The sequence below is a fragment of the Variovorax sp. NFACC27 genome, assembly GCF_048301545.1.
GTDB classification, from domain to species: Bacteria; Pseudomonadota; Gammaproteobacteria; order Burkholderiales; family Burkholderiaceae_C; genus Variovorax; species Variovorax gossypii.
The window spans coordinates 1,871,327-1,897,765 of the sequence record NZ_CP157613.1 but is presented as its reverse complement, the minus strand read 5'-3'; the positions used below and the strand labels follow the sequence as shown (position 1 = coordinate 1,897,765).

23 protein-coding genes are annotated in these 26,439 nt (G+C 68.1%); 14 read left to right on the top strand and 9 right to left on the bottom strand.

The features are described 5' to 3' along the window. Positions 1-15 precede the first annotated feature (15 nt). Positions 16-1,377 carry an alpha/beta fold hydrolase gene (locus ABL840_RS08835; protein WP_093305989.1) on the top strand — a complete coding sequence of 454 codons (1,362 nt, stop codon included), beginning with the start codon at positions 16-18 and terminating at the stop codon, positions 1,375-1,377. Between the two features lie 19 nt (positions 1,378-1,396). Next, positions 1,397-2,185, top strand: a complete 789-nt coding sequence (locus ABL840_RS08830; RefSeq protein WP_093305991.1) for an enoyl-CoA hydratase — start codon at positions 1,397-1,399, stop codon at positions 2,183-2,185. A gap of 11 nt (positions 2,186-2,196) precedes the next feature. Here the strand turns inward: ABL840_RS08830 and ABL840_RS08825 are convergent, their stop codons facing one another. After that, the gene (locus ABL840_RS08825; RefSeq protein WP_093205450.1) at positions 2,197-2,757 is read right to left on the bottom strand and encodes an HNH endonuclease; all 561 of its coding nucleotides are present in this window, start codon (positions 2,755-2,757) and stop codon (positions 2,197-2,199) included. Between the two features lie 166 nt (positions 2,758-2,923). On the opposite strand from ABL840_RS08825, the gene ABL840_RS08820 reads away from it, so the two are divergent. The 10 genes from ABL840_RS08820 (at position 2,924) to ABL840_RS08775 (ending at position 15,283) form a co-directional block, all read left to right on the top strand. Continuing rightward, positions 2,924-3,961 carry a bifunctional riboflavin kinase/FAD synthetase gene (locus ABL840_RS08820; RefSeq protein WP_093305993.1) on the top strand — a complete coding sequence of 346 codons (1,038 nt, stop codon included), beginning with the start codon at positions 2,924-2,926 and terminating at the stop codon, positions 3,959-3,961. A 121-nt stretch (positions 3,962-4,082) separates the two neighbouring features. Continuing rightward, positions 4,083-6,932 carry an isoleucine--tRNA ligase gene (gene ileS / locus ABL840_RS08815; RefSeq protein WP_093306100.1) on the top strand — a complete coding sequence of 950 codons (2,850 nt, stop codon included), beginning with the start codon at positions 4,083-4,085 and terminating at the stop codon, positions 6,930-6,932. Beyond that, positions 6,932-7,447 (top strand): signal peptidase II, encoded by a 516-nt coding sequence (lspA, locus tag ABL840_RS08810; RefSeq protein WP_093305995.1) that lies wholly within the window; start codon positions 6,932-6,934, stop codon positions 7,445-7,447. Before ileS ends, lspA begins: the two co-directional genes overlap by 1 nt. Positions 7,448-7,610: 163 nt before the next feature. After that, positions 7,611-8,639, top strand: coding sequence for a LacI family DNA-binding transcriptional regulator (locus ABL840_RS08805; RefSeq protein WP_093305997.1), 1,029 nt, complete (start codon positions 7,611-7,613; stop codon positions 8,637-8,639). Between the two features lie 46 nt (positions 8,640-8,685). Then, entirely contained in the window at positions 8,686-9,696 is a 1,011-nt protein-coding gene (locus tag ABL840_RS08800; protein WP_093305999.1) for an ABC transporter substrate-binding protein, read from the top strand. A 16-nt stretch (positions 9,697-9,712) separates the two neighbouring features. Next, entirely contained in the window at positions 9,713-10,570 is an 858-nt protein-coding gene (locus ABL840_RS08795; RefSeq protein ID WP_093306102.1) for an ABC transporter permease, read from the top strand. A 10-nt stretch (positions 10,571-10,580) separates the two neighbouring features. Beyond that, a complete protein-coding gene (locus ABL840_RS08790) occupies positions 10,581-11,381 on the top strand; it encodes an ABC transporter permease (protein WP_093205462.1) in 801 nt (266 codons plus the stop codon). Further along, positions 11,371-12,432, top strand: coding sequence for an ABC transporter ATP-binding protein (locus tag ABL840_RS08785; RefSeq protein WP_093306001.1), 1,062 nt, complete (start codon positions 11,371-11,373; stop codon positions 12,430-12,432). Before ABL840_RS08790 ends, ABL840_RS08785 begins: the two co-directional genes overlap by 11 nt. Continuing rightward, positions 12,429-13,286, top strand: coding sequence for a phosphodiesterase (locus ABL840_RS08780; RefSeq protein ID WP_093306003.1), 858 nt, complete (start codon positions 12,429-12,431; stop codon positions 13,284-13,286). The genes ABL840_RS08785 and ABL840_RS08780 overlap by 4 nt, the downstream gene beginning before the upstream one ends. A 335-nt stretch (positions 13,287-13,621) precedes the next feature. After that, entirely contained in the window at positions 13,622-15,283 is a 1,662-nt protein-coding gene (locus ABL840_RS08775) for a Na/Pi cotransporter family protein (protein ID WP_093205467.1), read from the top strand. 22 nt (positions 15,284-15,305) lie between these two features. On the opposite strand, the gene ABL840_RS08770 is transcribed toward ABL840_RS08775, so the two are convergent. The 3 genes from ABL840_RS08770 to ABL840_RS08760 form a co-directional block, all read right to left on the bottom strand. Beyond that, positions 15,306-16,301 carry a bile acid:sodium symporter family protein gene (locus ABL840_RS08770; RefSeq protein WP_093205469.1) on the bottom strand — a complete coding sequence of 332 codons (996 nt, stop codon included), beginning with the start codon at positions 16,299-16,301 and terminating at the stop codon, positions 15,306-15,308. A gap of 196 nt (positions 16,302-16,497) precedes the next feature. Next, a complete protein-coding gene (locus tag ABL840_RS08765; RefSeq protein ID WP_093205471.1) occupies positions 16,498-16,899 on the bottom strand; it encodes a response regulator in 402 nt (133 codons plus the stop codon). A 114-nt stretch (positions 16,900-17,013) separates the two neighbouring features. Beyond that, a complete protein-coding gene (locus ABL840_RS08760) occupies positions 17,014-18,000 on the bottom strand; it encodes a quinone oxidoreductase family protein (RefSeq protein WP_093306005.1) in 987 nt (328 codons plus the stop codon). A gap of 118 nt (positions 18,001-18,118) precedes the next feature. Here ABL840_RS08760 and ABL840_RS08755 point away from each other — a divergent pair, with 118 nt between their 5' ends. Beyond that, positions 18,119-19,027: a DMT family transporter gene (locus ABL840_RS08755; protein ID WP_093306006.1), complete on the top strand. Its 909-nt coding sequence runs from the start codon at positions 18,119-18,121 to the stop codon at positions 19,025-19,027. Between the two features lie 6 nt (positions 19,028-19,033). Here the strand turns inward: ABL840_RS08755 and ABL840_RS08750 are convergent, their stop codons facing one another. The 5 genes from ABL840_RS08750 to ABL840_RS08730 form a co-directional block, all read right to left on the bottom strand. Continuing rightward, positions 19,034-20,785, bottom strand: a complete 1,752-nt coding sequence (locus ABL840_RS08750) for a DUF5672 family protein (RefSeq protein ID WP_093306008.1) — start codon at positions 20,783-20,785, stop codon at positions 19,034-19,036. A 32-nt stretch (positions 20,786-20,817) separates the two neighbouring features. Next, positions 20,818-21,609 (bottom strand): SDR family oxidoreductase, encoded by a 792-nt coding sequence (locus ABL840_RS08745; RefSeq protein ID WP_093306010.1) that lies wholly within the window; start codon positions 21,607-21,609, stop codon positions 20,818-20,820. Positions 21,610-21,642: 33 nt separating this feature from the next. Further along, positions 21,643-22,611, bottom strand: a complete 969-nt coding sequence (locus tag ABL840_RS08740) for a DMT family transporter (RefSeq protein WP_240652120.1) — start codon at positions 22,609-22,611, stop codon at positions 21,643-21,645. Between the two features lie 45 nt (positions 22,612-22,656). Then, a complete protein-coding gene (locus ABL840_RS08735; RefSeq protein ID WP_093306012.1) occupies positions 22,657-24,270 on the bottom strand; it encodes a gamma-glutamyltransferase family protein in 1,614 nt (537 codons plus the stop codon). A 131-nt stretch (positions 24,271-24,401) separates the two neighbouring features. Beyond that, positions 24,402-25,373 carry a Bug family tripartite tricarboxylate transporter substrate binding protein gene (locus ABL840_RS08730; RefSeq protein ID WP_093306014.1) on the bottom strand — a complete coding sequence of 324 codons (972 nt, stop codon included), beginning with the start codon at positions 25,371-25,373 and terminating at the stop codon, positions 24,402-24,404. 97 nt (positions 25,374-25,470) lie between these two features. Between ABL840_RS08730 and ABL840_RS08725 the strand changes: the two genes are divergently transcribed. Beyond that, positions 25,471-26,397, top strand: coding sequence for a LysR family transcriptional regulator (locus ABL840_RS08725; RefSeq protein WP_093306016.1), 927 nt, complete (start codon positions 25,471-25,473; stop codon positions 26,395-26,397). The last annotated feature ends 42 nt before the right edge of the window (positions 26,398-26,439 follow it).

Here is a 26,439-nt window from a genome sequence, read left to right as displayed (position 1 = left end):
CAGGAACAAGACAACATGCAGACCCGCCGCACTCTTCTCGTCGCAATGGCTGCCACCGGGACCGCCGCCGCCATGCTGACCGCCTGCGCCACCTCTCCTTCGCCGTCGTACACCGAACGCCCGCCCATCGTGTTCATGCACGGCAACGGCGACTCGGCCGCGCTCTGGCAGACGACGATCTGGCGCTTCGAGTCGAACGGCTGGCCGCGCGAGCGGCTGTTCGCGGTGGACCAGCCCAACCCGGTCGCACGCGACGACGACGCCGTGGCCCAGCCCGGACGCAGCTCCACAGGCGAATCGGCGGTGTTCCTCAAGGCCGAAGTCGACAAGGTGCTGAAAGCCACCGGCGCGAGCAAGGTGGTGCTGATCGGCAACTCGCGCGGCGGCAACACCATCCGCAACTACGTGCAGAACGGCGGCGGCGCCGCGGTCGTGAGCCACGTGGTGCTGGGCGGCAACCCGGCGCACGGCATCTGGGCGGTGAAGGGCTTTCGCGAGAACAACGAGTTCTCGGGGCTCTCGGGCTTCATGCAGCAGCTCAACGAGCCGAAGGGGCCCAACGGCGAGGAAGTCACGCCCGGCGTGAAATGGCTGACCCTGCGCTCCGACAACAACGACAAGTACGCCCAGCCCGACGGCGTGTGGATCGGCGCTCCCGGCAAGCCGACCAACATCGGCTTCGACGGGCCGGCGCTCAAGGGCGCGACCAACATCGTGCTGCCGCGCGTCGATCATCGCGAGACTTCGTTCTCGCCCGCGGCATTCGCGGCGACATGGCAGTTCCTCACCGGGCAGGCGCCGCGCAGCACCGAGGTTGCACCGGAGGCGGGCGTCGTGCTCAATGGCCGCGCGATCGGCGCCGAAAACCTTCCGCTGAATGGCGCCACGGTGACCGTCTACGCGGTCAACCCCGCCACCGGCGCGCGGCTCGGGGAAGCCGTCTTCACCAAGTCCGTCGGCGCCGACGGCCGCTGGGGCCCGTTCAAGGCACGCGGTGACGCGGCCTACGAATTCGTGCTGGCCACGCCCAGCTACGGCACCACCCACATCTACCGCAGCCCGTTCCCGCGCAGCAGCAGCGTCGTGAACCTGCGACCCGAGCGCGTCACGCCGGCCGACGGCAGCGCCAACGCGGTCGTCGTCTTCACGCGGCCCCGCGGCTACTTCGACGCCCAGCGCGACACCATGCGCTTCGACGGCCAGACCCCGCCCGCGGGCGTTCCGCCCAAGGGCTCGGGCGTGTCGAGCTCGCGGCTGCGCCTCGCGACGGCCGAGCAGCCGCGCGCGGTGACGGGCGAATTCAACGGCGAGCGCATCACCGGCTTGACCTGGCCCGCGGTGAAGGAGCACGTCACGGTGCTCGAGCTGACCTATTGAAGCGGAGGCGGGCCAGGCCATGACCGACACGGATTCCCCCTTCGTCCTGCAATCGCGCGACGCACGCAGCGTGGTCACGCTGACCTTGAACCGGCCGGCCGCGTTCAACGCGCTCTCCGAAGGCATGCTCGGCGCGCTCGAGCAGGCGCTGGGCGAGGTCGCCGCCGACACCACTGTGCGCGCGGTGGTCATCGCCGGGGCCGGCAAGGCTTTCTGCGCAGGCCACGACCTGAAGGAAATGCGCGCCGCCCCTTCGCTCGACTATTACGAGCAGTTGTTCGAGCGCTGTGGCGCGATGATGCTGTCGATCCAGAAGCTGCCCGTGCCGGTGATCGCGCGCGTGCACGGCATCGCGACGGCCGCGGGCTGCCAGCTGGTCGCGGTATGCGACCTCGCGGTGGCGTCGAGCGATGCGCGCTTCGCGGTCAGCGGAGTGAACGTGGGCCTCTTCTGCGCCACGCCGAGCGTCACGCTCTCGCGCAACCTCGGGCGCAAGGAAGCCTTCGAGATGCTGGTGACGGGTGAATTCATCAGCGCGCAGGAGGCGCGCGAGAAAGGGCTTGTGAACCGGGTGGCACCGCCCGCGGAGCTGGATGCGACGGTCGAGTCGCTGGTGGCCAGCATCGTCGCCAAGCCCCGCGCCGCGCTCGCGCTGGGCAAGGCCCTGTTCTACCGCCAGCTCGAAACCGGCATCGAGGCCGCGCTCGCCGACGCGAGCCAGACCATGGCCTGCAACATGATGGACGAGAGCGCGCTGGAAGGCGTTCAGGCCTTCATCGAGAAGCGCCCGCCAGACTGGAAGCGCTGAGGCTGAAACAGCTAGGAATCGTGCAGCCGCGAACTCTCGGGCAGGTGCGCCATCAGGAATTCCATCTGGTCGGCCAGGATGCGCCTGTTCCGCAGAATGAAGTCTTCCCAGAGGCTGGGCACGTAGGGGGCATACAGCAGCGGCATGCCGGCCTGCTCGGGCGTGCGGCTGCTCTTGCGGTGGTTGCAGGGCCTGCAGGCCGTGACCACGTTCATCCAGGTGTCGATGCCCCTCTGGGCGAACGGGATGATGTGCTCGCGGGTGAGTTCGTCTTCGTGGAAGTGCCCGCCGCAGTAGGCACAAACGTTGCGGTCGCGCGCGAACAGCTTGCTGTTGGTGAGTCCGGGCCGCTGGGCGAAGGGGTTGATGCGCGGCACGCCCTTGGTGCCGATGATGCTGTTGATCGCGATCTGCGACTGCTCGCCGGTGATGGCGTTGTGGCCGCCACGGAACACGGCCACCTGCGCGCCCACCTCCCAGCGGACTTCGTCCGCCGCGTAGTGGATCACCGCCTGTTCCAGCGAAATCCATGACTGGGGCAGCCCTTGGGCCGACAGCTTCAAGACCTTCACACACGCCTCCTCGAAAAGGGAGAGAACACGGAAAGACCAGGGACACGGAGCGCGTTGGAGACCCACGCCGATCAACGCACTGCGTCACAATATACCGGCTTTGTGACAAATCGGCCTGATTCGCCCAATCGACGGGCGAAAGGCGCTATCAAAAAGATACTCACCGATGCAGGTTTTTCGCGGCTTCCGGCACCCGGGCGTAGCCCCCGCCTGCGCCCTCACCATTGGCAATTTCGACGGCGTGCACCGTGGCCACCAGGCCATGCTCGCGCTCCTGCAGACCGAGGCCCGCCAGCGCGGGTTGCCTAGCTGCGTGCTCACCTTCGAGCCCCATCCGCGCGACTATTTCGCCGCCGTCACCAAGAAGCCCGACCTGGCGCCGGCGCGCATCGGCACGCTGCGCGACAAGCTCAGCGAGCTGGCCGCCTGCGGCGTCGCGCAGACCATCGTGCTGCCCTTCGACGGCCGGCTGGCCTCCCAGTCGCCGGAGGAATTCATCCAGAACGTGCTGATCGACGGCCTGGGCGCGCGCTACGTGCTGGTGGGCGACGACTTCCGCTTCGGCGCGAAGCGGGCCGGCGACTACGCCATGCTCGACGCGGCCGGCGACGCCCACGGCTTCGACGTGGCGCGCATGAACAGCTACGAGGTGCACGGCCTGCGGGTTTCGAGCTCCGCCGTGCGCGAAGCGCTGGCCGAAGGCCGCATGGCCGACGCCCACACCCTGCTGGGCCGGCCGTACACAATTTCGGGCCACGTGGTCCACGGCCGCAAGCTGGGTCGGGCGCTGGGCGCCTCGGCGCCGGGCAAGGACGACGGTTTCCGCACCCTCAACCTGCGCTTCAAGCACTGGAAACCGGCCGCCAGCGGCATCTTCGCAGTGCTGGTGCATGGCCTGTCCGAGCAGCCGCTGCCGGGCGTTGCCAACCTCGGCGTGCGCCCCTCGCTGGACGCCAACGACGTCAATGCCGGGCGGGTGCTGCTCGAAACCCATTGCCTGGAGTGGCCCTCCCATCTGGGCGCCGAAGGGGCCTACGGTAAAATCGTGCGCGTGGAACTCCTGCACAAACTGCACGACGAATTGCGCTACACCAGCCTCGAAGCCCTCACCGCGGGCATCGCGAAGGATGGCCGCGACGCTCGCGCGTTCTTCGCATCGACCCACGCCGAAACCCACCGCCAGACCACGCGGGACCGAATTTAGCCCTGCACGCACCGTGCTGCCGCCCTTCGACAAGCTCAGGGCGAACGGCTTCACCTTCCGCACCGACACGCTTCATGCAGTTCGGGCTGAGCCTGTCCAAGCCCCCTGTTTCGCATCCAACATGTCTGACGCTGCTTCCCCCAAAGATTACCGTTCCACGCTGAACCTGCCCGACACCCCCTTCCCCATGCGCGGCGACCTGCCCAAGCGCGAGCCGGGCTGGGTGAAGGAATGGAACGACGAAGGTCGCTACCACCGCCTGCGCGACGCCCGCCACGGCGCGCCCAAGTTCATCCTGCACGACGGCCCGCCGTACGCCAACGGCCAGATCCACATGGGCCACGCGGTGAACAAGATCCTGAAGGACATGATCACCAAGGCGCGCCAGCTCGAGGGCTACGACGCGCTCTACGTGCCGGGCTGGGACTGCCACGGCCTGCCGATCGAGAACGCCATCGAAAAGCAGTACGGCCGCAACCTGAGCCGCGACGAGATGCAGGCCAAGAGCCGCGCCTTCGCCACCGGGCAGATCGCCCAGCAGATGGCCGACTTCCAGCGCCTGGGCGTGCTGGGCGAATGGGACCACCCCTACAAGACGATGGACTTCGCCAACGAGGCCGGCGAGCTGCGCGCGTTCAAGCGCGTGATCGAGCGCGGCTTCGTCTACCGCGGCCTCAAGCCTGTGTACTGGTGCTTCGACTGCGGCTCCTCGCTGGCCGAGTTCGAGATCGAGTACGCCGACAAGAAGAGCCAGACCATCGACGTCGCCTTCAAGGCGCACGAGCGCGAGAAGGTGCTCAAGGCCTTCGGCACCGACCACACGATCCTCGGCGACATCTTCGCCGTGATCTGGACCACCACCGCCTGGACCATCCCGGCCAACCAGGCGATCAACCTCAACCCCGAGCTCGAGTACTCGCTGGTCGACACCGAGCGCGGCCTGCTGATCGTGGCCAACTCGCTGGTCGAGATGTGCATGACGCGCTACGCGCTCGACGGCAAGGTGCTGGCCACGGTCAAGGGCGAGAAGCTCGGCGGCCTCGAGTTCGAGCATCCGCTGTACGACGTGGACGCGGGCTACAAGCGCCTGTCGCCCGTGTACCTGGCCGACTACGCCACCGCCACCGACGGCACCGGCCTGGTCCACTCCTCGCCCGCCTACGGCCTGGACGACTTCAACTCGTGCATCGCCCACGGCGTGGCCTACGACGACATCCTGAACCCGGTGCAGGGCAACGGCAGCTACGCGCCCGACTTCCCGCTCTTCGGCGGCCAGAACATCTGGAAGGCCGTGCCGGAAATCATCGCCGCGCTGCGCGAAGCCAACCGCCTGCTGACCACCGAGACCATCACGCACAGCTACCCGCACTGCTGGCGCCACAAGACGCCGGTGATCTACCGCGCCGCGGCGCAGTGGTTCGTGCGCATGGACGAGGGCGAAGGCGTGTTCACCAAGGACAAGGCTCCGAAGACGCTGCGCCAGACCGCGCTCGACGCCATCGAGCAGACCAGCTTCTACCCCGAGAACGGCCGCGCGCGCCTGCACGACATGATCGCCGGCCGGCCCGACTGGTGCATCAGCCGCCAGCGCAGCTGGGGCGTGCCGATCCCGTTCTTCCTGCACAAGGATTCGGGCGAGCTGCACCCGCGCACGATGGAAATCCTCGACCAGGCCGCCGACATCGTCGAGAAGGGCGGCATCGAGGCCTGGAGCCGCGTGACGGCCGAAGAAATCCTCGGCGCCGAGGACGCACCGCACTACACGAAGAGCACCGACATCCTCGAGGTGTGGTTCGACTCGGGCTCGACCTTCTCCCACGTGCTGCGCGGCACGCACCCCACGGTGCACCACGACACGGGGCCGGAGGCCGACCTGTACCTCGAGGGCCACGACCAGCATCGCGGCTGGTTCCACTCGTCGCTGCTGATCGCCTGCATGCTGGAGGACCGCGCGCCCTACCGCGGCCTGCTCACGCACGGCTTCACGGTCGATGCCAAGGGCATCAAGATGAGCAAGTCGCTCAAGAACGGCATCGACCCGCAGGAAATCAGCAACAAGCTGGGCTCGGAAATCATCCGCCTGTGGGTGGCCGCGAGCGACTACTCGGGCGACATCGCGGGCGACGACAAGATCCTGGCGCGCGTTGTCGACGCCTACCGCCGCATCCGCAACACGCTGCGCTTCCTGCTGGCGAACACCAGCGACTTCGACATCGAGAAAGACGGCGTGCCGCTCGACCAGCTGTTCGAGATCGACCGCTACGCGCTGTCGCGCGCCGCGCAGTTCCAGGCCGAGATCCTCGCGCACTACAAGGTGTACGAGTTCCACCCGGTGGTGGCCAAGCTGCAGATCTACTGCTCGGAAGACCTGGGCGGTTTCTACCTCGACATCCTGAAGGACCGCCTCTACACGACGGCCCCGGGCTCGCTGGCGCGCCGCAGCGCCCAGACCGCGCTGTGGCACATCTCGCAGGCAATGCTGCGCTGGATGGCGCCGTTCCTGAGCTTCACGGCCGAGGAAGCCTGGAAGATCGTGGGCACCGGCAAGCCGGGCGACTCGATCTTCACGCAGACCTACAGCCAGTTCGCCGCGCCCGACGAGGCACTGCTGGCCAAGTGGAACCGCATCCGCGAGATCCGCGACGTGGTCAACAAGGACATCGAGGCCGTGCGCGCCGAAGGCAAGGTCGGCTCCTCGCTGCAGGCCAACCTGCAGCTGACGGCGCCTGCCGAAGACTTCGCGCTGCTGGACACGCTGGGCGAGGACCTGAAGTTCGTCTTCATCACCTCGGCCATCGCGCTGGCCGCGGGCGAGGCGCTGGCAACGGTGGTGACGCCGAGCACCGCGCAGAAATGCGATCGCTGCTGGCACTACCGCGACGACGTGGGCCACGACCCGGCCCATCCGACGATCTGCGGCCGCTGCACAAGCAACCTGTACGGCAGCGGCGAATCGCGGAGCGTTGCCTGATGGCCGGCGCCCGCACCATGTCGTCGGCCTCGCGTTCGCGCGGCGGCAGCATCTGGCCGTGGCTCGGGCTGGCGGTGATCATCGTGATCATCGACCAGTTCACCAAGACGCTGATCCTGGGCTACTACAAGCTCGGCGACGCGACCTACGTGACGAGCTTCTTCAACGTCGTGCGCGCCCACAACACGGGCGCCGCCTTCTCGTTCCTCGCGGACCACTCGGGCTGGCAGCGCTGGCTGTTCACTGCCATCGGCGTGGGCGCGGCGGTCTTCATCGTGTGGATGCTGAAGTCGCACGCGGGGCAGAAGCTCTTCTCGTTCTCCATGGCGTGCATCCTGGGTGGCGCCGTCGGCAACGTGGTCGACCGGATGATGCACGGCTACGTGGTCGACTTCCTGAGCTTCCATGCCGGCAACTGGTACTTCCCGGCCTTCAACGCGGCGGACAGCGCCATCACGCTCGGCGCCATCTGCCTGATCGTGGACGAGATCCGGCGGGTTCGACGAGGCAAGTAAGCCGTCTCGCCATCTCTCTCATGGAAAAGGGGCCCGCCGGGCCCCTTTTTCTTTGAGCGCACCTCACCCCGTCGAAGCCGAGGGTTTCTCCCGCTTTCTCCCGATGTCATAACAAAGACATACTGCCGCGGTTCAATGTAATCGATTACATGAGCACCGCACGATGAGCATCCAAGCCGTAGCCGCCAAAGCCGGGGTCTCCGTGGCCACCGTCTCGCGCGCCTTCAACTTTCCCGACAAGGTGACGCCCGCCACGCGCGAGCTGGTGGAGCGCGTGGCGCACGAGCTCAACTACGTGCCGAACGCCAGCGCGCGCACCCTGCGCACCCAGCGCAGCCGCGTGCTCGGCGTGGTGCTACCCACGCTGCTGAACCCGACCTTCGCCGAATGCCTGCAGGGCATCGCGCGCGCGGCCATCGCGGGCGGCTACGCGATCATTCCGGTCACCACCGGCTACCGGCTCGACGAAGAGGAACGCGCCGTCCACCTGCTGCTGGCAGGCAACGTCGACGGCCTGATCCTCGTGGTGTCGAACCCCTCGACCTCGGCTGCCCTGCCCCGCCTGCAGGCCGCCGGCGTGCCCTACGTGCTGGCCTACAACCGCCACCCCGACCACCCCTGCGTGTCGGTCGACAGCGAAGCCGCGGTGGCCGATGCGGTCACGCGCCTGGTGCTGCTGGGCCACCGCCGCATCGCGATGGTCAGCGGCACGCTCGCCGCGTCCGACCGCGCGCAGCAGCGCTACCGCGGCTATCGCAAGGGCATGTCCGAGGCCGGGCTGGCGGCACCCGCACTCATCGAGGTGCCCTTCGTAGAGGCGGCCGCCGACGCGCTGTCGAGCCAGCTGCAGTCGCGCAACCGACCCACCGCGCTGATCTGCTCCAACGACCTGCTGGCCATCCGCAGCATCCGCGCCGCGCACCTGAGCGGGCTGTCGGTGCCCGGCGATCTCAGCGTCATCGGCTTCGACGGCATCGCGCTCGGCGAAGACCTCACGCCCGCGCTCACCACCATCGCCCAGCCCAACAGCGACATCGGCCGGCACGGCGTCGAGCTGCTGATCCAGGCCATGGCCAGCGGCGCCGCGCTGCAGGCCGATGCGAGCCTGCTGCTTCCCCATTCCTTCCGAGACGGCGAGTCGTGCGCTGCGGCGCACGAAGACGACAACAACGCCGCAATGCCCCGCCCCTGAGCTTTTCCTGTTCTTTGCCTATTTCCATCCAAGGAGTTTCCTCATCATGTCCCTCCGCTTCCACCGCCTGGCCCGCCTCGGCCTGGTCGCCGCCACGCTCGTCGCCGGCAGCGCCATGGCGCAGACCGCCATCTGCTACAACTGCCCGACCGAATGGGCCGACTGGGGCACCCAGCTGAAGGCCATCAAGGCCAAGACCGGCATCACCGTGCCGGCCGACAACAAGAACTCGGGCCAGTCGCTCGCGCAGCTGGTCGCCGAAAAGGCCAGCCCCGTGGCCGACGTCACCTACCTCGGCGTGACCTTCGCGGTGCAGGCCGCCAAGGACGGCGTGGTCGAGCCCTACAAGCCCGCCGCCTGGAAAGACATTCCCGACGGCCTGAAGGACCCGGCCGGCAACTGGTTCACCATCCACTCGGGCACGCTCGGCTTCATGGTCAACGTCGACGCGCTCAAGGGCAAGCCGGTTCCGAAGTCGTGGGCAGACCTGCTCAAGCCCGAGTACAAGGGCCTGATCGGCTACCTCGACCCGGCCTCGGCCTTCGTCGGCTACGTCGGCGCGGTCGCGGTGAACGAGGCGCGCGGCGGCACGCTCGACAACTTCAAGCCGGCCATCGAATACTTCAAGGCGCTGCAGAAGAACGAGCCCATCGTGCCGAAGCAGACCTCGTACGCGCGCGTGCTCTCGGGCGAGATCGCGATCCTGCTCGACTACGACTTCAATGCCTACCGCGCGAAGTACAAGGACAAGGCCAACGTCGCCTTCGTGATCCCGAGCGAAGGCACGCTGGCCGTGCCCTACGTCATGAGCCTGGTCGCCAAGGCCCCGCACGCGGCCGACGCGAAGAAGGTGCTCGACTTCACGCTGTCCGACGAAGGCCAGGCGATCTGGGCCAAGGCCTACCTGCGCCCGGTGCGCGCCAGCGCGATGCCCAAGGACATCGAGGCGCAGTTCCTGCCCGCCAGCGAATACGCCCGCGCCAAGAGCGTGGACTACGGCCGCATGGCCGCCGCGCAGAAGGCCTTCTCCGACGAGTACCTGAAGGAAGTCCGCTGAGCGGATGCCGCGCGCGATGACGCAAGCCATTTCCACGAACGCCTCCAGCGCCTCCGACGTACCGAACGCCTGGAACCCGCGCTGGCGCCTGCTGGCCTGCGTCGCGCCCGCGGCCGTCTTCTTCGCGGCCTTCTGGCTGCTGCCGGTGGTGCGCCTGCTCGCGCTGCCGGCGGACAAGGGCTGGTCGACCTACTTCGCCGTGCTGACGGATTCGCGCTACCTGACGAGCATGGCCAACACCGTCGCGCTCTCGGTGGCGGTGACGCTGGCCACGCTGGTGCTGGGCGCGGCGGTGGGCATCTACCTCGCACGCCACTCCTTCATCGGCAAGCGCATGCTGCTGTCGCTGCTCACGCTGCCACTGTCCTTTCCGGGAGTGATCATCGGCTTCTTCGTGATCCTGCTCGGCGGACGTCAAGGCGTGGTGGCCAGCATCGGCGACAGCCTGTTCGGCGAGCGCATCACCTTCGCCTACGGCCTGCTCGGGCTGTTCCTGGCGTACCTGTATTTCTCGCTGCCGCGCGCCATCGCCACCTACGCCGCGGCAGCGGAATCGATGAACACGCAGCTCGAGGAAGCGGCGCGCTCGCTGGGCGCCTCGCGGCTGCGGGTGGCGCGCGACGTGTGGCTGCCCGAGCTGGCCCCCACCACGCTGGCCTGCGGCGCGATCCTGTTCGCCACCTCGATGGGTGCCTTCGGCACGGCCTTCACGCTGGCCAGCAAGTTCGAGGTGATCCCGATCACCATCTACAACGAGTTCACCAACTACGCCAACTTCGCGCTCGCCGCGTCGCTGTCGATCTCGCTGGGCGTCGTGACCTGGCTGGTGCTGTTCGTCGCGCGCCGCTTCGGCGCGAGCCCCGTCGCGCGCTGAGGCACACACCATGCGAAAGAACACACAGGCCAAGGCCCCCTTCCTGCTCGCCGTCACGGTGATCGTGAGCCTCTTCATGATCGCGCCGATGCTGCTGTCGGTGATGGCGGGCCTCGTCAACAACTACAGCACCGGCCTGAAGAGCGGCCTCACGCTGCGCTGGCTCGGCGAGGTGTGGGAGAACTACGGCGGCACCGTGGGCTGGTCGCTCGCGCTGGCCGTGGCCTGCGTCGCCGGCACCGTGCTGCTGGGCGTGCCCTGCGCCTATGCGCTGGCGCGCAGCCGTTCGCGCGCCGCCCGCATCTTCGAGGAGCTGCTGACCCTGCCGGTCGCCGTACCGGGCCTCGCGACGGCGCTGGCGCTGATCCTCGCCTACGGCCAGCTCACGGCCTTCCGCCAGAGCTTCGCCTTCATCCTCGTGGGGCACATCGTCTTCACGCTGCCCTTCATGGTTCGCACCGTGAGTTCGGCCTTCCAGCGCGACGAACTGCTCGCGCTCGAGGAGGCCGCGCGATCGCTGGGCGCGAACTTCCGCCAGCGCTTCATGGGCATCCTGGTGCCCGCGGTGTTCCCGGCCATCGTGGCCGGCAGCCTGATGGTGTTCACGCTCTCGGTGGGCGAATTCAACCTCACCTGGATGCTGCACACCCCGCTCACCCGCACGCTGCCCGTGGGCCTGGCCGACAGCTATGCCTCGATGCGCATCGAGATCGGATCGGCCTACACGCTGGTCTTCTTCGCCGTCATCCTTCCGGTGCTGTGGGGCCTGCAGCACCTTGCAAACCTGATCCAGAAACACCATGGAACTTGAACGCATCCCCATCGACATCGCCAACTGCGCGAAGACCTACGCCGACGGCACGCGCGGCCTGCAGCCCACCAGCCTGCGCGTGGAAGCCGGCGAGGTACTGGCGCTGCTCGGCCCCTCGGGCTGCGGCAAGACCACGCTGCTGCGGCTGATCGCCGGGCTGGAATCGCCCGACGCGGGCAGCCGCATCGTGTTCGGCGACCAGGACGTCACGCAGCGCCCGGTGGAACACCGTGGCGTGGGCATGGTGTTCCAGAGCTACGCGCTCTTTCCGCAGATGACGGTGGCGGCCAACATCGGTTACGGCCTGCGCATCCGCGGCGTATCGCCCGAGGAAGAGAAGCGCAGCGTCGGCGAGCTGGTCGACCTGGTGCGCCTGGGCGGCCTGGAGAACAAGCGCCCCGCCGAACTCTCCGGCGGCCAGCGCCAGCGCGTGGCCCTGGCGCGTGCCGTGGCCGTGCGCCCGCGCGTGCTGCTGCTCGACGAGCCGCTGGCCGCGCTCGACGCCAAGCTCAAGGAATCGCTGCGCGACGAGCTGGCCGAACTGCTGCGCCGGCTGCACATCACGGCCATCCACGTCACGCACGACCAGCAGGAGGCGCTGGCCATCGCCGACCGGCTCGCAGTGATGCGCGCCGGCCGCATCGTGCAGGTGGGCCGTGGCGAAGACCTGTACCGCTCGCCCTCGCATCCCTTCGTGGCGGAGTTCCTGGGCCGGGTCAACCGCCTGGAGCGCGGGCAGGACGCCATCGCGCAGGGCGTTGTCCGACTCGGAGGAACGACCATGCCCTGCCCCGGCGCCTGGCAGGGCCATGCGACGCTGCTGGTACGGCCCGAGGACATCGAGGTCGGCGTGCCCCAGCTGGACTGGGCCGCCGCCGTCGTCGAGCGCCGCACCTTCCTCGGCGACCGCGTGCAACTGCACCTGCGCGCGCAAGACCAGCCCATGCTTGTGGCCGATGTGGGGCGCGACAATCCCTTCGGACCGGGCGACGCGGTGGGCCTGCGCATCCACCCCGACCGGCTGATGACGTCGCAGGAAACCAGCGCATGACCACACAAGCACCCCGCAACGGCAACACCATCCTGGTCCAGCTGACCGATCTGCACATCCGCGAGCCGGGCCGCCTGGCCTATGGCCGCATCGACACGGCCCCGTACCTGGAGCGCGCCGTCCAGTCGGTGCTGGCCCTGCGCCAGCAGCCTGATGCGGTGGTCGTCACCGGCGACCTGACCGACTTCGGCCGCGCCGCCGAGTACGAGCATCTCGCCCGCCTGCTCGCCCCGCTGTCCATGCCGGTCTACCTGATGCCCGGCAACCACGACGACCGCGATCAGCTGCGCCGCAGCTTCCCCGGCCACGCCCACCTCGGCACGAACAGCGACGGCTTCGTCCAGTATTCGGTACGGATCGGCGACCTGCGCCTGCTCACGCTCGACACCTGCGTGCCCGGCGCCAGCCACGGCTCGCTGTGCGAGAAGCGGCTGGGCTGGCTCGAGGCGCAGCTCGACGCCTGTCGCGACGAGCCCGTCGTGATCGCCATGCACCATCCGCCCTTCGAGACGCTGATCGGCCACATGGACGAAATCGGCCTGCTGGAAGGTGCCGAGGCGCTGGAAGCGCTGGTCTCGCGCTACCCGAACGTCGAGCGCATCATCTGCGGCCACCTGCACCGGGCGATCGACGTGCGCTTCGGCGGCACCATCGCCTCCACCTCGCCGGCGCAGGCCCACCAGGTCTGCCTCGACCTGGCTCCTGACGCCGATTCGGCCTGGACGCTGGAGCCGCCCTCGTTCCGGGTGCATGCCTGGTCCGCGCGCGGACGACGGCTGGTCACCCACCTCGCGGCGTCGGGCAGCTTCGAGGGCCCCTACCCCTTCCACGACAACGGAGCACTGATCGATTAGGGCCTGTTCACACTATTGAAGGGGTCGCGAAGCCCGCCACAGCCCGCCCCTGAAGGCGCGTGACGCAGTGCGTGTGTCCACACGCTCAAGGAGCGCAACGCGCAGGGGCGGGCTGTGGCGGGCTTCCCTTCGGGTTGCTGCGCAAAGGGGCTGTCTGCGGCGTTGCCCGCGCTTGCAAGGCATCAGCCTTGCTGCGCGCGGGCGCCTTGCATTCAGCCCCTTTGCGCAGCAACGCGACCCCTTCAATAGTGTGAACAGGCCCTAGCCCTGGACGCTCACTTGTGGAAAATGGGGTCGAAAACGAACTAAAACGAAAAGGATAGAACCCGACACCCATGAAGCATCTCCTGAATCTGCTGGCGGCAGTGGCCCTGCTGGTGTGGGGCACGCACCTGGTCCGCACCGGCGTGCTGCGCGTGTTCGGCGCCAACCTGCGCAAGATCCTCGTGCAGAGCATGCGCAACCGGTTCACGGCCGCCCTCTCGGGCATCGGCGTGACGGCGCTGGTGCAGTCGAGCACCGCCACCTCGCTCATGACCTCGTCCTTCGTCGGGCAGGGCCTGGTCACGCTGCCGGCGGCGCTGGCGGTGATGCGGGGCGCCGACGTGGGCACGGCGCTGATCTCGGTGCTGTTCTCGGCCGACCTCTCGTGGCTTTCGCCGATGTTCATCTTCGTGGGCGTGGTGCTCTTCATCACGCGCTCGGCCACGGTGGCGGGGCGCGTCGGCCGGGTGCTGATCGGGCTCGGGCTGATGCTGCTGGCGCTGCAGTTGGTGGTGGAAGCCACCGAGCCCCTGTTCTCCTCGCCGGCGATCCGCGCGCTGCTCGCATCGATCAACAGCGACGTGCTGCTCGAGATCACCATCGGCTCCGTGCTGGCCATCGTGGCCTATTCGAGCCTCGCGGTGGTGCTGCTGGTGGCGGCCATGGCCACCTCGAACGTGGTGCCGCTGGACGTCGCGCTCGGGCTCGTGCTCGGCGCCAACCTCGGCAGCGGCCTGCTGGCGGTGCTGACCACTGCCAAGTCGGCGGTGTCGGTGCGGCAGGTGACCATCGGCAACCTGCTCTTCAAGGTGCTGGGCGTGGCCATCGTGGCGCCCTTCGTCGGGCTGTGGATCCGCTACGTGCAGCCCCAGCTGCCGAACCAGACCCACGGCGTGGTGCTGTTCCACCTCGCGTTCAACGTCGTGATCAGCGTGGGCTTCATCGGCCTCACGCAGTGGGTCGCCAAGCTGGTGACGCACATCCTGCCGGAGCCGCAGCAGCCGGCCGGCACGACCCGGCCGCATCACCTGGACCCCTCGGCGCTGTCGACGCCCTCGCTCGCGATCTCCAACGCCGCGCGCGAAGCGCTGCACCAGGCCGACGTAGTGGAAACCATGCTGATCGGCACGCTCGACGTGATCCGCAACAACGACCTGCGGCTGGCGCAGGAGCTCAGGCAGCTCGACGACACGGTGGACCAGCTCTACTCGGCCATCAAGTACTACATGACGCGCATCTCGCGCGAGGCGCTGGGCGAGGAGGAAAGCCGGCGCTGGACCGACATCATCAGCTTCACGATCAACATGGAGCAGATCGGCGACATCATCGAGCGCGTGATCATCGACGTGGAAGACAAGAAGATCAAACCGCAGCGCAACTTCTCCGAGGCCGGCATGGCCGAGATCGTCGAGCTGCACGGGAGGCTGGTGGCCAACCTGCGGCTGAGCATGAGCGTGTTCCTCAACGGCAACGTGCGCGACGCGCAGAAGCTGCTGGAGGAAAAGGCGCGCTTCCGCGACCTGGAGCGGGCCTACGCCACCACACACCTCGACCGGCTGTCGGACCGCACCACGCTGAGCATCGAGACCAGCTCGCTGCACATCGACCTGATCAGCGACCTGAAGCGCATCAACTCGCACATCTGCTCGATCGCATACCCGATCCTGGAGTCGGCCGGGGCGCTGGCGCCCAGCCGGCTGCGGGAATCGCGGCTGGGCAACATCGAAGGCTGAACGGCCTGCGGCTGCCTGCGGGCTACTCGGCCGTCTTCAGCAGGGAAGTCTCGCGCCCCCGCCGCGCATAGCGCTGCGCCAGCACCGCGCAGACCATCAGCTGCATCTGGTGGAACAGCATCAGCGGCAGCACGATGGCCCCCACGGCGTGCGAGGCGAACAGCACCTTCGCCATCGGGATGCCGCTGGCCAGGCTCTTCTTGGAGCCGCAGAACACGATGGTGATCTCGTCCTCGGTGTCGAAGCCCAGCTTGCGCGCCAGCAGGGTCGTGAGGCTCAGGGCCAGCCCCAGCACCACCGCGCACACCACCAGCAGGCCGACCAGCGCATGCGCCGGCACCTGCCGCCACAGCCCCTCGATCACGGCCGCGCTGAACGCGGTGTAGACCACCAGCAGGATCGAGCCCTGGTCGACGAACTTCAGCACCGCGGCGCGGCGCTGGATCCACTTCCCGATCACCGGGCGCAGCAGGTGCCCGGCCGCGAACGGCACCATCAGCTGCAGCAGGATGCGGCCGATGGAGTCCAGCGAGGAGGTCGCATGGCCGCCGTCGGGCAGGACCACCAGGTTGACCAGCACCGGCGTGATGAACACCCCCAGCAGGGTGGACGCCGAGGCGCTGCAGATGGCCGCCGGCATGTTGCCCCGAGCCATCGCGGTGAAGGCGATGGCCGACTGCACCGTGGCGGGCAGCACGCACAGGTACAGCACGCCGGTGTAGAGCTGGGGCGTCACCAGCGGCAGCAGGAAGGGCTTGAGCGCCAGCCCGAGCACCGGGAACAGCACGAAAGTGCTGCCGAACACCAGCAGGTGCAGCCGCCAGTGCATGAGCCCGTTCACGATCGCCTCGCGCGACAGCTTGGCCCCGTGCAGGAAGAACAGCAGGCCGATGGCGACCGTGGTCAGCCCCTCGAAGAAATGCGCGACCTGCCCGCTGGCCGGCAGCAGGCTTGCGAGGGTCACGACCGAAAGAAGCGCGAGGGTGAAGTTGTCGGGAAGGAAACGGGGGCGGGACATGTAGCAACTCGGGACGAACGCCACGCGCGTTGCAGGCGCGCAGGCCGACTCAGCAGGGGAATGTGTGATTTCCGCGCATGAATCTCGTCGCCACTTTGCGGAGCCCGGCGCGTGCTCCTCGCGCCATTCGAGGGTGGATTTTCGGCGAATTCCGGCATCGCTGCCGGGCAGCCGGAAAATGCCCTACCTCAGCGCTTCAGTGTGCCGCGGACGAACTGAACTGCGCCTGACGGCGGCTGAGGCAGTAGTCGATCAGGTCGTCGATCTCGGTGGCCTTGTCGAACACCGCGTCGGCGCCGAGGTGCACGCACTTGCGCCGCATCTCGGGCGTGGCGTAGTTGCTGAGCACCACGATCTTCTGCCACGGGCTGCGGTCGCGGCAGGCCTCGAGCACGCGAAAGCCGGTGCCGTCCTTCAGGAACAGGTCGACGATGGCCAGGTCCCACTGCGACAGGTTCCGGGTCAGCCAGCGCGAGCCCTCTTCCTCGGACTCGGCCTCCCCGACGGGATCGACCCGTGCCACCTCCCGCAGCGTGCCCGCCAGGTTCCTGCGGATGGTGGGGTTGTCCTCGACGATGAAAGTGCGAACGGTGGTCATGGAGTGGCTTGCCTCTGTACTGTGCCCACAGGCTACAAAGTGCGCTTTGCACAAGTCGAAGGCATGACACCCCTGCGCCGGTAGGACAAGACTGGCGCCCGTACAACCAAAGGCTCAGAGCGTCAGGATCGTGCAGCCCGTGGTCTTGCGCGCTTCCAGGTCGCGGTGCGCCTGCTGCACATCGGCCAGCGGATAGCGCTGCTCGATGGGGATCTTCACCGCGCCGCTTCGCACCACCGCGAACAGGTCGTCGGCCATCGCCTGCGTGCTTTCGCGCGTCGCCATGTGAGTGAAGAGCGTGGGCCGGGTGATGTAGAGCGAGCCCTTGGAGGCCAGCACTCCGAGGTTGACCGGCGGCACCGGACCGGAACCGTTGCCGAAGATCGCCAGCAGGCCGAACGGGCGCAGGCAGTCGATGGAGCCCTCGAAGGTGTCCTTGCCCACCGAGTCGTACACCACCTTCACGCCCTTGCCGCCGGTGATCTCCTTCACGCGGGCCGCGAAGTTCTCGGTGCTGTAGTTGATGGCGTGCGCCGCACCGTATTCCAGCGCGAGCTTGCACTTGGCGTCGCTGCCGGCCGTGCCGATCAGCTGCAGGCCCAGTGCCTTGGCCCACTGGCAGGCGATCAGCCCGACGCCGCCGGCGGCGGCATGGAACAGGATGAAGTCGCCGGCCTGCAGGCCTTCGGCCGGCAGCGTCTTCTTCAGCAGGTATTGCGTGGTCAGGCCCTTGAGCATCATGGCGGCGCCGGTCTCGAAGGAGATGTCGTCGGGCAGCCTGCACACGTTCTTCGCCGGCATCACGCGCAGCTCGCTGTAGGCGCCGGGCGGCTGGCTCGCGTAGGCCGCGCGGTCGCCCGCCTTCAGGTGGGTGACGCCCTCGCCCACCGCCTCGACCACGCCCGAGGCTTCCATCCCGAGCTGCAGCGGCATCTGGAACGGGTAGAGCCCGCTGCGCTGGTAGGTGTCGATGAAGTTCAGGCCCACGGCCTTGTGGCGGATGCGGATCTCGCCCGGGCCGGGCTCGCCGACCTCCACCTCGACGATCTTCAGTTCTTCGGGACCGCCATGACGGTCGATACGGACGGCTTTGCTCTTCATCGTTGCTGTCTCCAAGCTCTGGAAAGTAAAGAAGGGAAAAAAGAAGGGGAAGGCATCCTGCCATGTTTGAGCTTCCCGCGACGGCGCGGGGAATCATTGCCCGGTAGAGTCGGCGCCCATGCAGACACAGCCGCAGCGCCTCGCCCCTCTCACCGTCTTCCTGCTCGTCGTTCCGCCGCTGCTGTGGGCCGGCAACGCCGTCGTCGGCAGGCTGGTGCGCGAACTGGTGTCGCCGCTCACGCTGAACTTCGTGCGCTGGGTGATCGCGTTCGCGCTGCTGCTTCCGCTGGCCGTGCCGGTGCTGCGTCGCAGCAGCCCGCTTTGGGCGCACTGGAAGCGCTACGCCGTGCTCGGGCTGCTGGGCATCGGCCTGTACAACGCCTTCCAGTACCTGGCGCTTCAGACATCCACGCCCATCAACGTGACGCTGGTCGGATCGAGCCTGCCGCTGTGGATGCTCGCGGTGGGCGCCCTCTTCTTCCGCGCGCGCGTCAGCTCGCGCGAGATCGGCGGCGCGCTGCTGTCGATGGTGGGCGTGCTGCTGGTGCTCAGCCGCGGCGAATGGCAACAGCTGCTCGGGCTGCGGCTGGTGCCGGGCGACCTGTACATGATCGCGGGCACCATCGCCTGGGCCTTCTACAGCTGGCTGCTGGCGCGCACGCACGAGCCCCGCGCGGTGCGGCAGGACTGGGCCTCGTTCCTGATGGCGCAACTGGTGTTCGGCATCGCATGGTCGGGCGCGCTGGCCGCTGGCGAATGGACGCTGACGCCTGCCCACATCGACCTCGGCTGGCCGCTCATTGCGGCGATGCTGTTCATCGGCATCGGCCCCGCCGTGGTGGCCTACCGCTGCTGGGGCACCGGCGTGCAGCGCGCCGGGCCGCAGGCGGCGAGCATCTTCATGAACCTCACGCCGCTCTTCGCGGCAGTGCTTTCGGCGGCCTTCCTGAGGGAGCCGCCGCACTGGTACCACGGCGCGGCGTTCCTGCTGATCGTGGGCGGGATCGTGGTGGCGTCCAGGCGCTGACGTCTCTCAGGCGAAGAGCCTGGCCAGTTCGGGACTCTCTCGCATCCAGCCCGGCGCCTCGGCCTTGTCCACCAGCCGCCAGACGTAGCCCGGGCGACCGTAGAGGTCGCGCCCCGAAGCCAGCAGCGCGGGAATGTCGACGGCATCGAGGAACTCCCGCGAGTTGTATTCCTGGTGCGCGAAGCCGCGGATCTTGGCGCGCACGGCGTCCTCGTCCATCGCGAGGTACGAGAAGTGCCAGCCGGCATCGGCGAGGATCAGCGCGGGCTGTGCGCCGTTGCGAACGCGCATGCGCAGCTGGTCGGGCGTGAGGCTGTCGAGCCGCGAGCGCGTGACCGCCACCGTCCATACCGAAGAGGCCTCGGGCCCTTCGACGTTGCGGTAGTTCGCATAGAAGTAATAGAAGGCCAGGCACAGGCCGAAGGCTTCATGCCGGCGGTCGTCGCGCATCGCGCGGACCACCTCGGCGCGCGGGATCTCGTCGGCGTCGGAGATCATCACCAGGTCGTGCGGCGCCGCATCGTGCAGCCCGCGCATGACCTGATTGCGCTGGAATTTCTCGCGGATCCAGAAGCCCGACTTCGGCGTGTCGGAATGCCAGTCGCCGACCACGGGCGCGGCATCGGCTGCCTCGTCGATCACCGGCATGTCGTGCACGGCGATGTAGCGGATGCGCGGCAGGAACGGCGCGATGCGCGGGTCTGCCGCATCGAAGCGAAGCGCCTTCGGCTCGCCGCTGAAGGTGCGGTCGGCCTCGACGATCACGAAGCAATCGACCACCTCCGACAACTCGTGCAGCCGCACCGCGAGGATGTCGGCCTCGCCGTTGTAGGTGATGCAGTCGTAGACCTTGCGCGTTGCGGCTGCGACAGGAGCCCCAGGTTCCGGCGCGAACTCGATGCGATAGCCGTTGCGCTCGAACATCTGCAGGATGTCGCGCTCGCCATACCAGCTGTCGAGCTGCGACAGCGGGATCAGCGAACGCAGCGTGAGCGGCGACAGGCTCGCCAGCTGCCGCACCTTCGCGTGATGACCGAACAGCAGCATCGCGTTGTAGCCATGGTGCAGCTGCGGCCCCGCATGCTCGATGGCGAAACTGCGCGCCAGCTCCAGCGGCGCGAAGCGCATGCCGACGGCCTCCAGCGCGGGGCGCAGCACGCCGCTGAGCTGCACGTCTTCCAGCAGCGCGTTGTGGTCCCAGTGCATCCGCAGAGGGTCGCCGCCCACCGCATCGGGCGGCGGAATCTCCACGCGGATGTGCGGATGGTCGACCAGCGCCCGCATGAAGCGCATGCTGCGCAGGCTGAAGCCGCCGTTCTGGATCGGCGTGACGACGTGGCCAGGCTTGCCCAGTTCGTCGGCCCACTCGAAGCTGTTGCGCCAGTACGTGCCCTGCGGGGCATCGATCTTTGCGAGATGGATGGGCGCGCCGATGTAGTCGCAGCCCAGGAATTCGTCGCTCCAGTTGGCCGCGTTGACGACCCAGCCGTCTTCCTGCACGACCAGCGCGAACTCCGTGCGCACCACGCGCCAGAGCGCGAACATCATGAACCAGCTGTACTCGTGGTAGTTCAGCGGTGCGATCCGCAGATGTTCGATGCCGGGTGCAAGGTCGCCGGGCGCCTGCGGGCTGCACAGCAACGCGCGCGCACCGGGCATCTGCGCCTGGCTGTGCTGCAGGGCCAGCGCCGCGCCGCGCGCATCGGGCAGCCCCGTGACCGAGACCAGCGTTATTTTTTCGAATGACTCCCTGCTCACGATGCGCCTCCCGTCGCTCTCGTGAACCGCGCTCAGTAGGTGCCAGGGTAGGCGCCGCCGTCGGCCAGGATGTTCTGGCCTGTCATGTAGCCCGCCTGCATGCTGCACAGGAAGGCGCAGATGGCGCCGAACTCGGCCGGCGTGCCGAAGCGCTTGGCCGGGATGTTCTTCTTGCGGGCTTCCCACACGGTGTCGAAGTCCTGGCCCGACTTCTGCGCGGCGCCGGCCATCGTGCCCTTCAGGCGGTCGGTATCGAAGGAGCCCGGCAGCAGGTTGTTGATGGTCACGCCCTGCGCCGCGACGGCCGTGCGCGCCACGCCGGCCACGAAGCCGGTGAGGCCGCTGCGCGCGCCGTTCGACAAACCCAGGATGTCGATGGGCGACTTCACCGAGCTCGAGGTGATGTTCACGATGCGGCCGTAGCCGCGCTTGGCCATGCCGTCCACCGTGGCCTTGATGAGCTCGATGGGGGTGAGCATGTTGGCGTCGACCGCCTTGATCCACGCCTCGCGGTCCCAGTTGCGGAAGTCGCCGGGCGGCGGGCCGCCTGCGTTGGTGACGACGATGTCGAAGTCATGGCCCAGCGCGAACACCGCGGCGCGGCCGGCCTCGGTGGTGATGTCAGCGGCCACGTGCTTGACGAAGGAGCCCGATGCGCCGGCAACCTCCGTCAGCTTCTTCGCGGCGGCTTCCAGCGCCTCGGCGCCGCGCGCCACGATCACCACGTTGACGCCCTCGCGCACCAGCGCCTCGGCGCAGCCGTAGCCCAACCCCTTGCTCGCGCCGCACACCAGCGCGGTCTTGCCTGCAATACCCAGATCCATGTTCCTGCTCCAGTCAAACAATCGGCAAGGGGCTCAGCGCCCCTTGCGCGTGAAAACGAAAATGCCCGCGATCACGAGCACGGTGCCGGCCGCGATCCACGGCGTGAACGGCTCGCCAAGTATGACCACCCCCATGAGGATGGTCGACAGCGGCCCGATCATGCCGGTCTGCGCGGCCATGGCAGGGCCGATGCGCTCGATGGCCATCATCACCATGAGCACGGGCACCGCCGTGCACAGCGTGGCGTTGAGCACCGACAGCCAGATCACCTCGGGCGCGACATCCATGGCCACGCTCATCGGCCGCGTCAGCACGAACTGCAATATGCACAGCACGCAGGCCACGGTGGTGGCCAGCCCCACGAGCCGCAGCGACCCCAGCCGCTTGACGAATTCGCCGCTGTAGACGAGGTAGCCCGCATAGCTCACCGCGCTCAGGAACACCAGGAAGGCGCCCCAGGCGGCCGCGCCGCCGCCCTTGCCGCCGCCTCCGGTCCACAGCTCGTGGCCGAACACCAGCAGCACGCCGGCATAGCTCACGATCATGCCCAGCACCTGCGGGCGCGTCGGGTGACGCCGGTAGAGCAGCCAGCCGAAGAACAGCACCAGAGTCGGGTTGAGATAGAGGATCAGCCGCTCGAAGCTGGCCGAGATGTAGGCCAGCCCCGCGAAGTCGAGAAAGCTCGCGAGGTAGTAGCCCGAGAAACCCAGGCCGATCACGCCGATCCAGTCGCGCCCGGTGAGCGCGGGCTTGCCGCGCCCGGCCCACCACGCCATCAGCGCGAAGAGCGGCAGCGCGAACAGCATGCGCAGCATGATGAGCGTCACCGCGTCCACGCCGTAGCGGTATGCCAGCTTGACGATGATGGCCTTGCCGCTGAACGCGATGGCGCCCAGGGTGGCGAGGACGAGACCGGTGGCGATGCCTTTCCTGGCGGCATCGCGGGAGGGTTGCGGGGCAGGCTGGAGGGAGTCGCCGGCCGTCGCGGCTGTCTTGTTCATCCCCCGATCATCGCGGCAACCGCAAACCCCTGTCCGGGCGCCGGCTCAGTACCCCGCTGCCGCGCCGTCGCGGCGCGGGTCGCTGGCGGCCACGTAGCCCTCCACCGAGGGATCGCCCGCGCGCCAGATGAACTGGCCGGCGCCGAAGTCCTGGTACGAGTCGTTGATCACTTCCAGGTGATGGCCCAGCTCGCGCAGGCCCTGCACCGTGGCCGGGTTCATCGCGGCCTCGACGTTGATCTCCAGCCCCGCGTTGAAGCGCCAGCGCGGCGCGTCGCATGCGGCCTGCGGGTTCTGCCCGTAGTCGAGCATGCGCACCAGCGTCTGCATGTGGCCCTGCGGCTGCATGTTGCCGCCCATCACGCCGAAGCTCATCACAGGCTGGCCGTTCTTCGTGAGGAAGGCCGGGATGATGGTGTGGAACGGGCGCTTGCCCGGCGCCACCACGTTCGGGCTTTCGGCCTTCAGGCTGAAGCCGTGGCCGCGGTTCTGCAGGCTGATGCCGTACTCGGGCTCCACGCAGCCGGAGCCGAAGCCCATGTAGTTGCTCTGGATGAAGCTGACCATCATGCCGCTCTCGTCGGCGGCCGTGAGGTAGATGGTGCCGCCCTTCACGGGATTGCCGGCCTTGAAGTCCTGCGCCTTCTTCACGTCGATCAGGCGGGCGCGCGAGGCCAGGTAGGCGTCGTCGAGCATCTGCTCGGTCGTCACTTCCATGGTCTTGCGCTCCGACACGTAGCGGTACACGTCGGCAAAGGCCAGCTTCATGGCCTCGATCTGCAGGTGCTGCGACTGCACCGAGTCGACCGGCAGCGAGGCGATGTCGAACTTCTCCAGGATGCCCAGCGCGATCAGCGCGGCGATGCCCTGGCCGTTCGGCGGAATCTCGTGCAGCGTGTGGCCGCGGTAGTCGCGCGAGATGGGCTCGACCCATTCGGGCTGGTAGGCCGCGAGGTCGGCCACGGTGAGCGCGCCACCCTGCTCGGTGGAGAACTTCGCCAGCGCCTCGGCGATCTCGCCGTTGTAGTAGGCCTCGCCCTTGGTGCGGGCGATGGCCTTGAGCGCGCGCGCGGCGGCCGTGAAGCGGAACAGCTCCCCCACCTCGGGCGCACGGCCCCAGGGCAGGAAGGTCTGGGCGAAGCCCGGCTGCGACTGCAGGATCGGCGTGGCCGCCGCCCACTTGCCCTGCACCACCGGCGGCACCAGGTAGCCGCGCTCGGCGATGTCGATGGCTGGCGCCAGCAGGTCGGCGAACGGCAGTTTGCCGAAGCGCTCGCTCAGCGCCACCCAGCCGCGCACCGCGCCAGGCACGGTGACCGAATCGATGCCGCGCATCGGCGGATTGGCCGCGTCGGCGCCGTACTTGGCCCTGAAGTACTCGGGCGTCCAGGCCTTCGGCGCGGGGCCGGAAGCGTTGAGGCCGTGCAGCTTCTCGCCGTCCCACAGGATGCAGAAGGCGTCGCTGCCCAGGCCGTTGCTCACCGGCTCGACCAGCGTCATCACGGCAGCGGTGGCGATGGCCGCGTCGACCGCGTTGCCGCCCTGCTGCAGGATGCGCAGCCCGGCCTGCGAGGCCAGCGGATGCGAGGTCGAGACCACGTTGCGCGCGAAGATGGGAATGCGCGTGGAGAGATAGGGGTTGGCGTAGTCAAACTTCATACCGTGCTTTCAGGGATGGCGTGAACAATTCGGGAAACACCGAGGAACCGGCTTTGCCGGGCCTCTGGTGTTGCCCCCGGTAGGGGGTTGGCGAAGCGACACGAAGTGCGCGAAGACTGGGGGCGAGCCTATTACTCGTTGGTGATCTTGCGGTCGACGACGATCTTTTTCCATTTGGCGGCATCGACAGCCACCATCTTCGCGAACTGGTCCGGCGTGCCGGGCACGGCAGGCTCGATGCCCAGTCGCGCGAGCTTTTCCTTCACCTCGGGATCGGCCAGCGCCTCGTTGGCGGCCTTGTTGATCTTCGCGACGATGTCCGCCGGCAGGTTCTTCGGACCATAGAAGCCGAACCATGTGTTCGACTCGTAGCCCGGCAGCGTGTCGGCAATGGCCGGCAGCTCGGGTGCCAGCGGGCTGCGCTTGAGCGAGGTGACGCCCAGCGCGCGCAGGCGGCCGTCGCGCACGTGCGGCATGCCGGTGGGCAGCGAGTCGAACAGCACGTCGACCTTGCCGCTGATCAGGTCGGGAATGGCCAGCGCCGTGCCCTTGTACGGAATGTGCGTGACGAACACGCCGGCCTGCGCCTTGAAGAGTTCCGCCGTGAGCTGCACGATGGTGCCGTTGCCGCTCGATGCGTAGTTGAGCTTGCCGGGGTTCTTCTTCGCGTAGTCGATCCACTCGCGCACCGTCTTCGCCGGCGAATTGACCGGCACCAGCATGATGCTGGCGGCGTCGCCCACGTGAGCGATGGGCGTGAAGTCGCGCACCGTGTCGTAGGGCAGCTTGCTGATGGCGGGGCCGATGGAGTGCGTGCTCGTGGTGGCCAGCAGGATGGTGTAGCCGTCCGGCGCGGCCTTGGCGGCCTGGTCGGAGCCGATGGCGCCGCCAGCGCCGGGCTTGTTGTCGACCACCAGCGTGGTGCCCAGCTTGTCGCCCATCTTCTGCCCCAGCGTGCGGGCGAAGAGATCGGTGGCGCCCGCCGCCGGGAACGGAACGATCAGGCGGATCGGCTTGTTCGGGTAGCCCTGCGCCAGGCTGGCGGACGAGGCGGCCATGCCGAATGCGATGGCGAGCGCCTGGAGGAACTGGAGGCGTTTCATTTGCGGGAATTCTGTGCCTGTGGACGGGACAAGCATGCTATGCACCGCTGGCGCATCAAGCCAGATAATTCGGCTTATTCAACTATCAACACCGTTTATGACCAGAGCCCCCGCCGAAGAAATCTCGCTGCAGCAGCTGCGGGCGCTGGCGGCGGTGGCCGAAACGGGCAGCTTCACGCTGGCGGCCGAGGCACTGCAGCTCACCCAGCCCGCCATCAGCCACCTGATCAAGCGGCTCGAGGAAGAGCTGGCTCAGCCGCTGGTGGTGCGCGGGCGCCGCATCCGCATGACCAACGCGGGCGAGATGATGGTCGACACCGCCGTGCGCGCGCTGCGGCTGATCGACGATTCGGTCGGCGCCTGCCGCTCGCAGTCGCAGCTGCGCGAAGGCCGCATCGTGCTGGCGGTGGGCCACCTGACGGCAGGCGCCCTGCTGCCGCCCTTGCTGGGCCGCTTCTCGCAGAAGCACCCGACGCTGGCGGCGACGCTGCTCGACAGCACGGCCGAGCAGATGATCTCGCGCGTGCTCTCGCAGGAGGCGGACCTGGGCTTCGGCTCCGACATCGGCCAGAAGCACTCCGAACTGGCGACCGAGCCGCTCTTCACCGAGCGCATGGCGCTCTTCGTGCGCGACGACCATCCGCTGGCGCAGCACGACTCGGTCGAGGCCAGGCACCTCGAAGGCCTGCCCTTCATCCACGTCAACCCCGACGCCAACGTGTGGCGTGCCGTGAGCCGCCAGTTGGCGAGCGTGGCCAACGTGTATCCGCAGGTGGTGCACCACGTGTCGATGCTGTCGACGGCCTTCGGCCTCATCCAGGCCGGCGCGGGCGTGGCGCTGGCGCCGCGCTATGTCGAAGTGCTGATGCCGGCCAACCTGCGCGCCGTGGGCGTGACGCGGCCCGTGCTGGAGTACCCGGTGGTCGCCATCCGGCTGGCCAAGCATCCGCTGAGCCCGGCGGCGATGGCCTTCCTGGCGATGGCCCGGCAGCACATGAAGCCGCCGCGGGCAGGCAAGAGCTAGAAAAGGAAAACGGCGCCCGAAGGCGCCGTTTTCAAGGAAGGA

Bases quoted from the DNA above. Each gene is read 5' to 3' on its own strand.
- ABL840_RS08780 (WP_093306003.1), top strand. From the start codon at position 12,429: ATGACCACACAAGCACCCCGCAACGGCAACACCATCCTGGTCCAGCTG.
- ABL840_RS08725 (WP_093306016.1), top strand. From the start codon at position 25,471: ATGACCAGAGCCCCCGCCGAAGAAATCTCGCTGCAGCAGCTGCGGGCG.
- ABL840_RS08745 (WP_093306010.1), bottom strand. From the start codon at position 21,609: ATGGATCTGGGTATTGCAGGCAAGACCGCGCTGGTGTGCGGCGCGAGC.
- ABL840_RS08755 (WP_093306006.1), top strand. From the start codon at position 18,119: ATGCAGACACAGCCGCAGCGCCTCGCCCCTCTCACCGTCTTCCTGCTC.
- lspA (WP_093305995.1), top strand. From the start codon at position 6,932: ATGGCCGGCGCCCGCACCATGTCGTCGGCCTCGCGTTCGCGCGGCGGC.
- ABL840_RS08730 (WP_093306014.1), bottom strand. From the start codon at position 25,373: ATGAAACGCCTCCAGTTCCTCCAGGCGCTCGCCATCGCATTCGGCATG.
- ABL840_RS08790 (WP_093205462.1), top strand. From the start codon at position 10,581: ATGCGAAAGAACACACAGGCCAAGGCCCCCTTCCTGCTCGCCGTCACG.
- ABL840_RS08805 (WP_093305997.1), top strand. From the start codon at position 7,611: ATGAGCATCCAAGCCGTAGCCGCCAAAGCCGGGGTCTCCGTGGCCACC.
- ABL840_RS08820 (WP_093305993.1), top strand. From the start codon at position 2,924: ATGCAGGTTTTTCGCGGCTTCCGGCACCCGGGCGTAGCCCCCGCCTGC.
- ileS (WP_093306100.1), top strand. From the start codon at position 4,083: ATGTCTGACGCTGCTTCCCCCAAAGATTACCGTTCCACGCTGAACCTG.
- ABL840_RS08795 (WP_093306102.1), top strand. From the start codon at position 9,713: ATGACGCAAGCCATTTCCACGAACGCCTCCAGCGCCTCCGACGTACCG.
- ABL840_RS08775 (WP_093205467.1), top strand. From the start codon at position 13,622: ATGAAGCATCTCCTGAATCTGCTGGCGGCAGTGGCCCTGCTGGTGTGG.
- ABL840_RS08760 (WP_093306005.1), bottom strand. From the start codon at position 18,000: ATGAAGAGCAAAGCCGTCCGTATCGACCGTCATGGCGGTCCCGAAGAA.
- ABL840_RS08770 (WP_093205469.1), bottom strand. From the start codon at position 16,301: ATGTCCCGCCCCCGTTTCCTTCCCGACAACTTCACCCTCGCGCTTCTT.
- ABL840_RS08740 (WP_240652120.1), bottom strand. From the start codon at position 22,611: ATGAACAAGACAGCCGCGACGGCCGGCGACTCCCTCCAGCCTGCCCCG.
- ABL840_RS08830 (WP_093305991.1), top strand. From the start codon at position 1,397: ATGACCGACACGGATTCCCCCTTCGTCCTGCAATCGCGCGACGCACGC.
- ABL840_RS08735 (WP_093306012.1), bottom strand. From the start codon at position 24,270: ATGAAGTTTGACTACGCCAACCCCTATCTCTCCACGCGCATTCCCATC.
- ABL840_RS08785 (WP_093306001.1), top strand. From the start codon at position 11,371: ATGGAACTTGAACGCATCCCCATCGACATCGCCAACTGCGCGAAGACC.
- ABL840_RS08835 (WP_093305989.1), top strand. From the start codon at position 16: ATGCAGACCCGCCGCACTCTTCTCGTCGCAATGGCTGCCACCGGGACC.
- ABL840_RS08765 (WP_093205471.1), bottom strand. From the start codon at position 16,899: ATGACCACCGTTCGCACTTTCATCGTCGAGGACAACCCCACCATCCGC.
- ABL840_RS08800 (WP_093305999.1), top strand. From the start codon at position 8,686: ATGTCCCTCCGCTTCCACCGCCTGGCCCGCCTCGGCCTGGTCGCCGCC.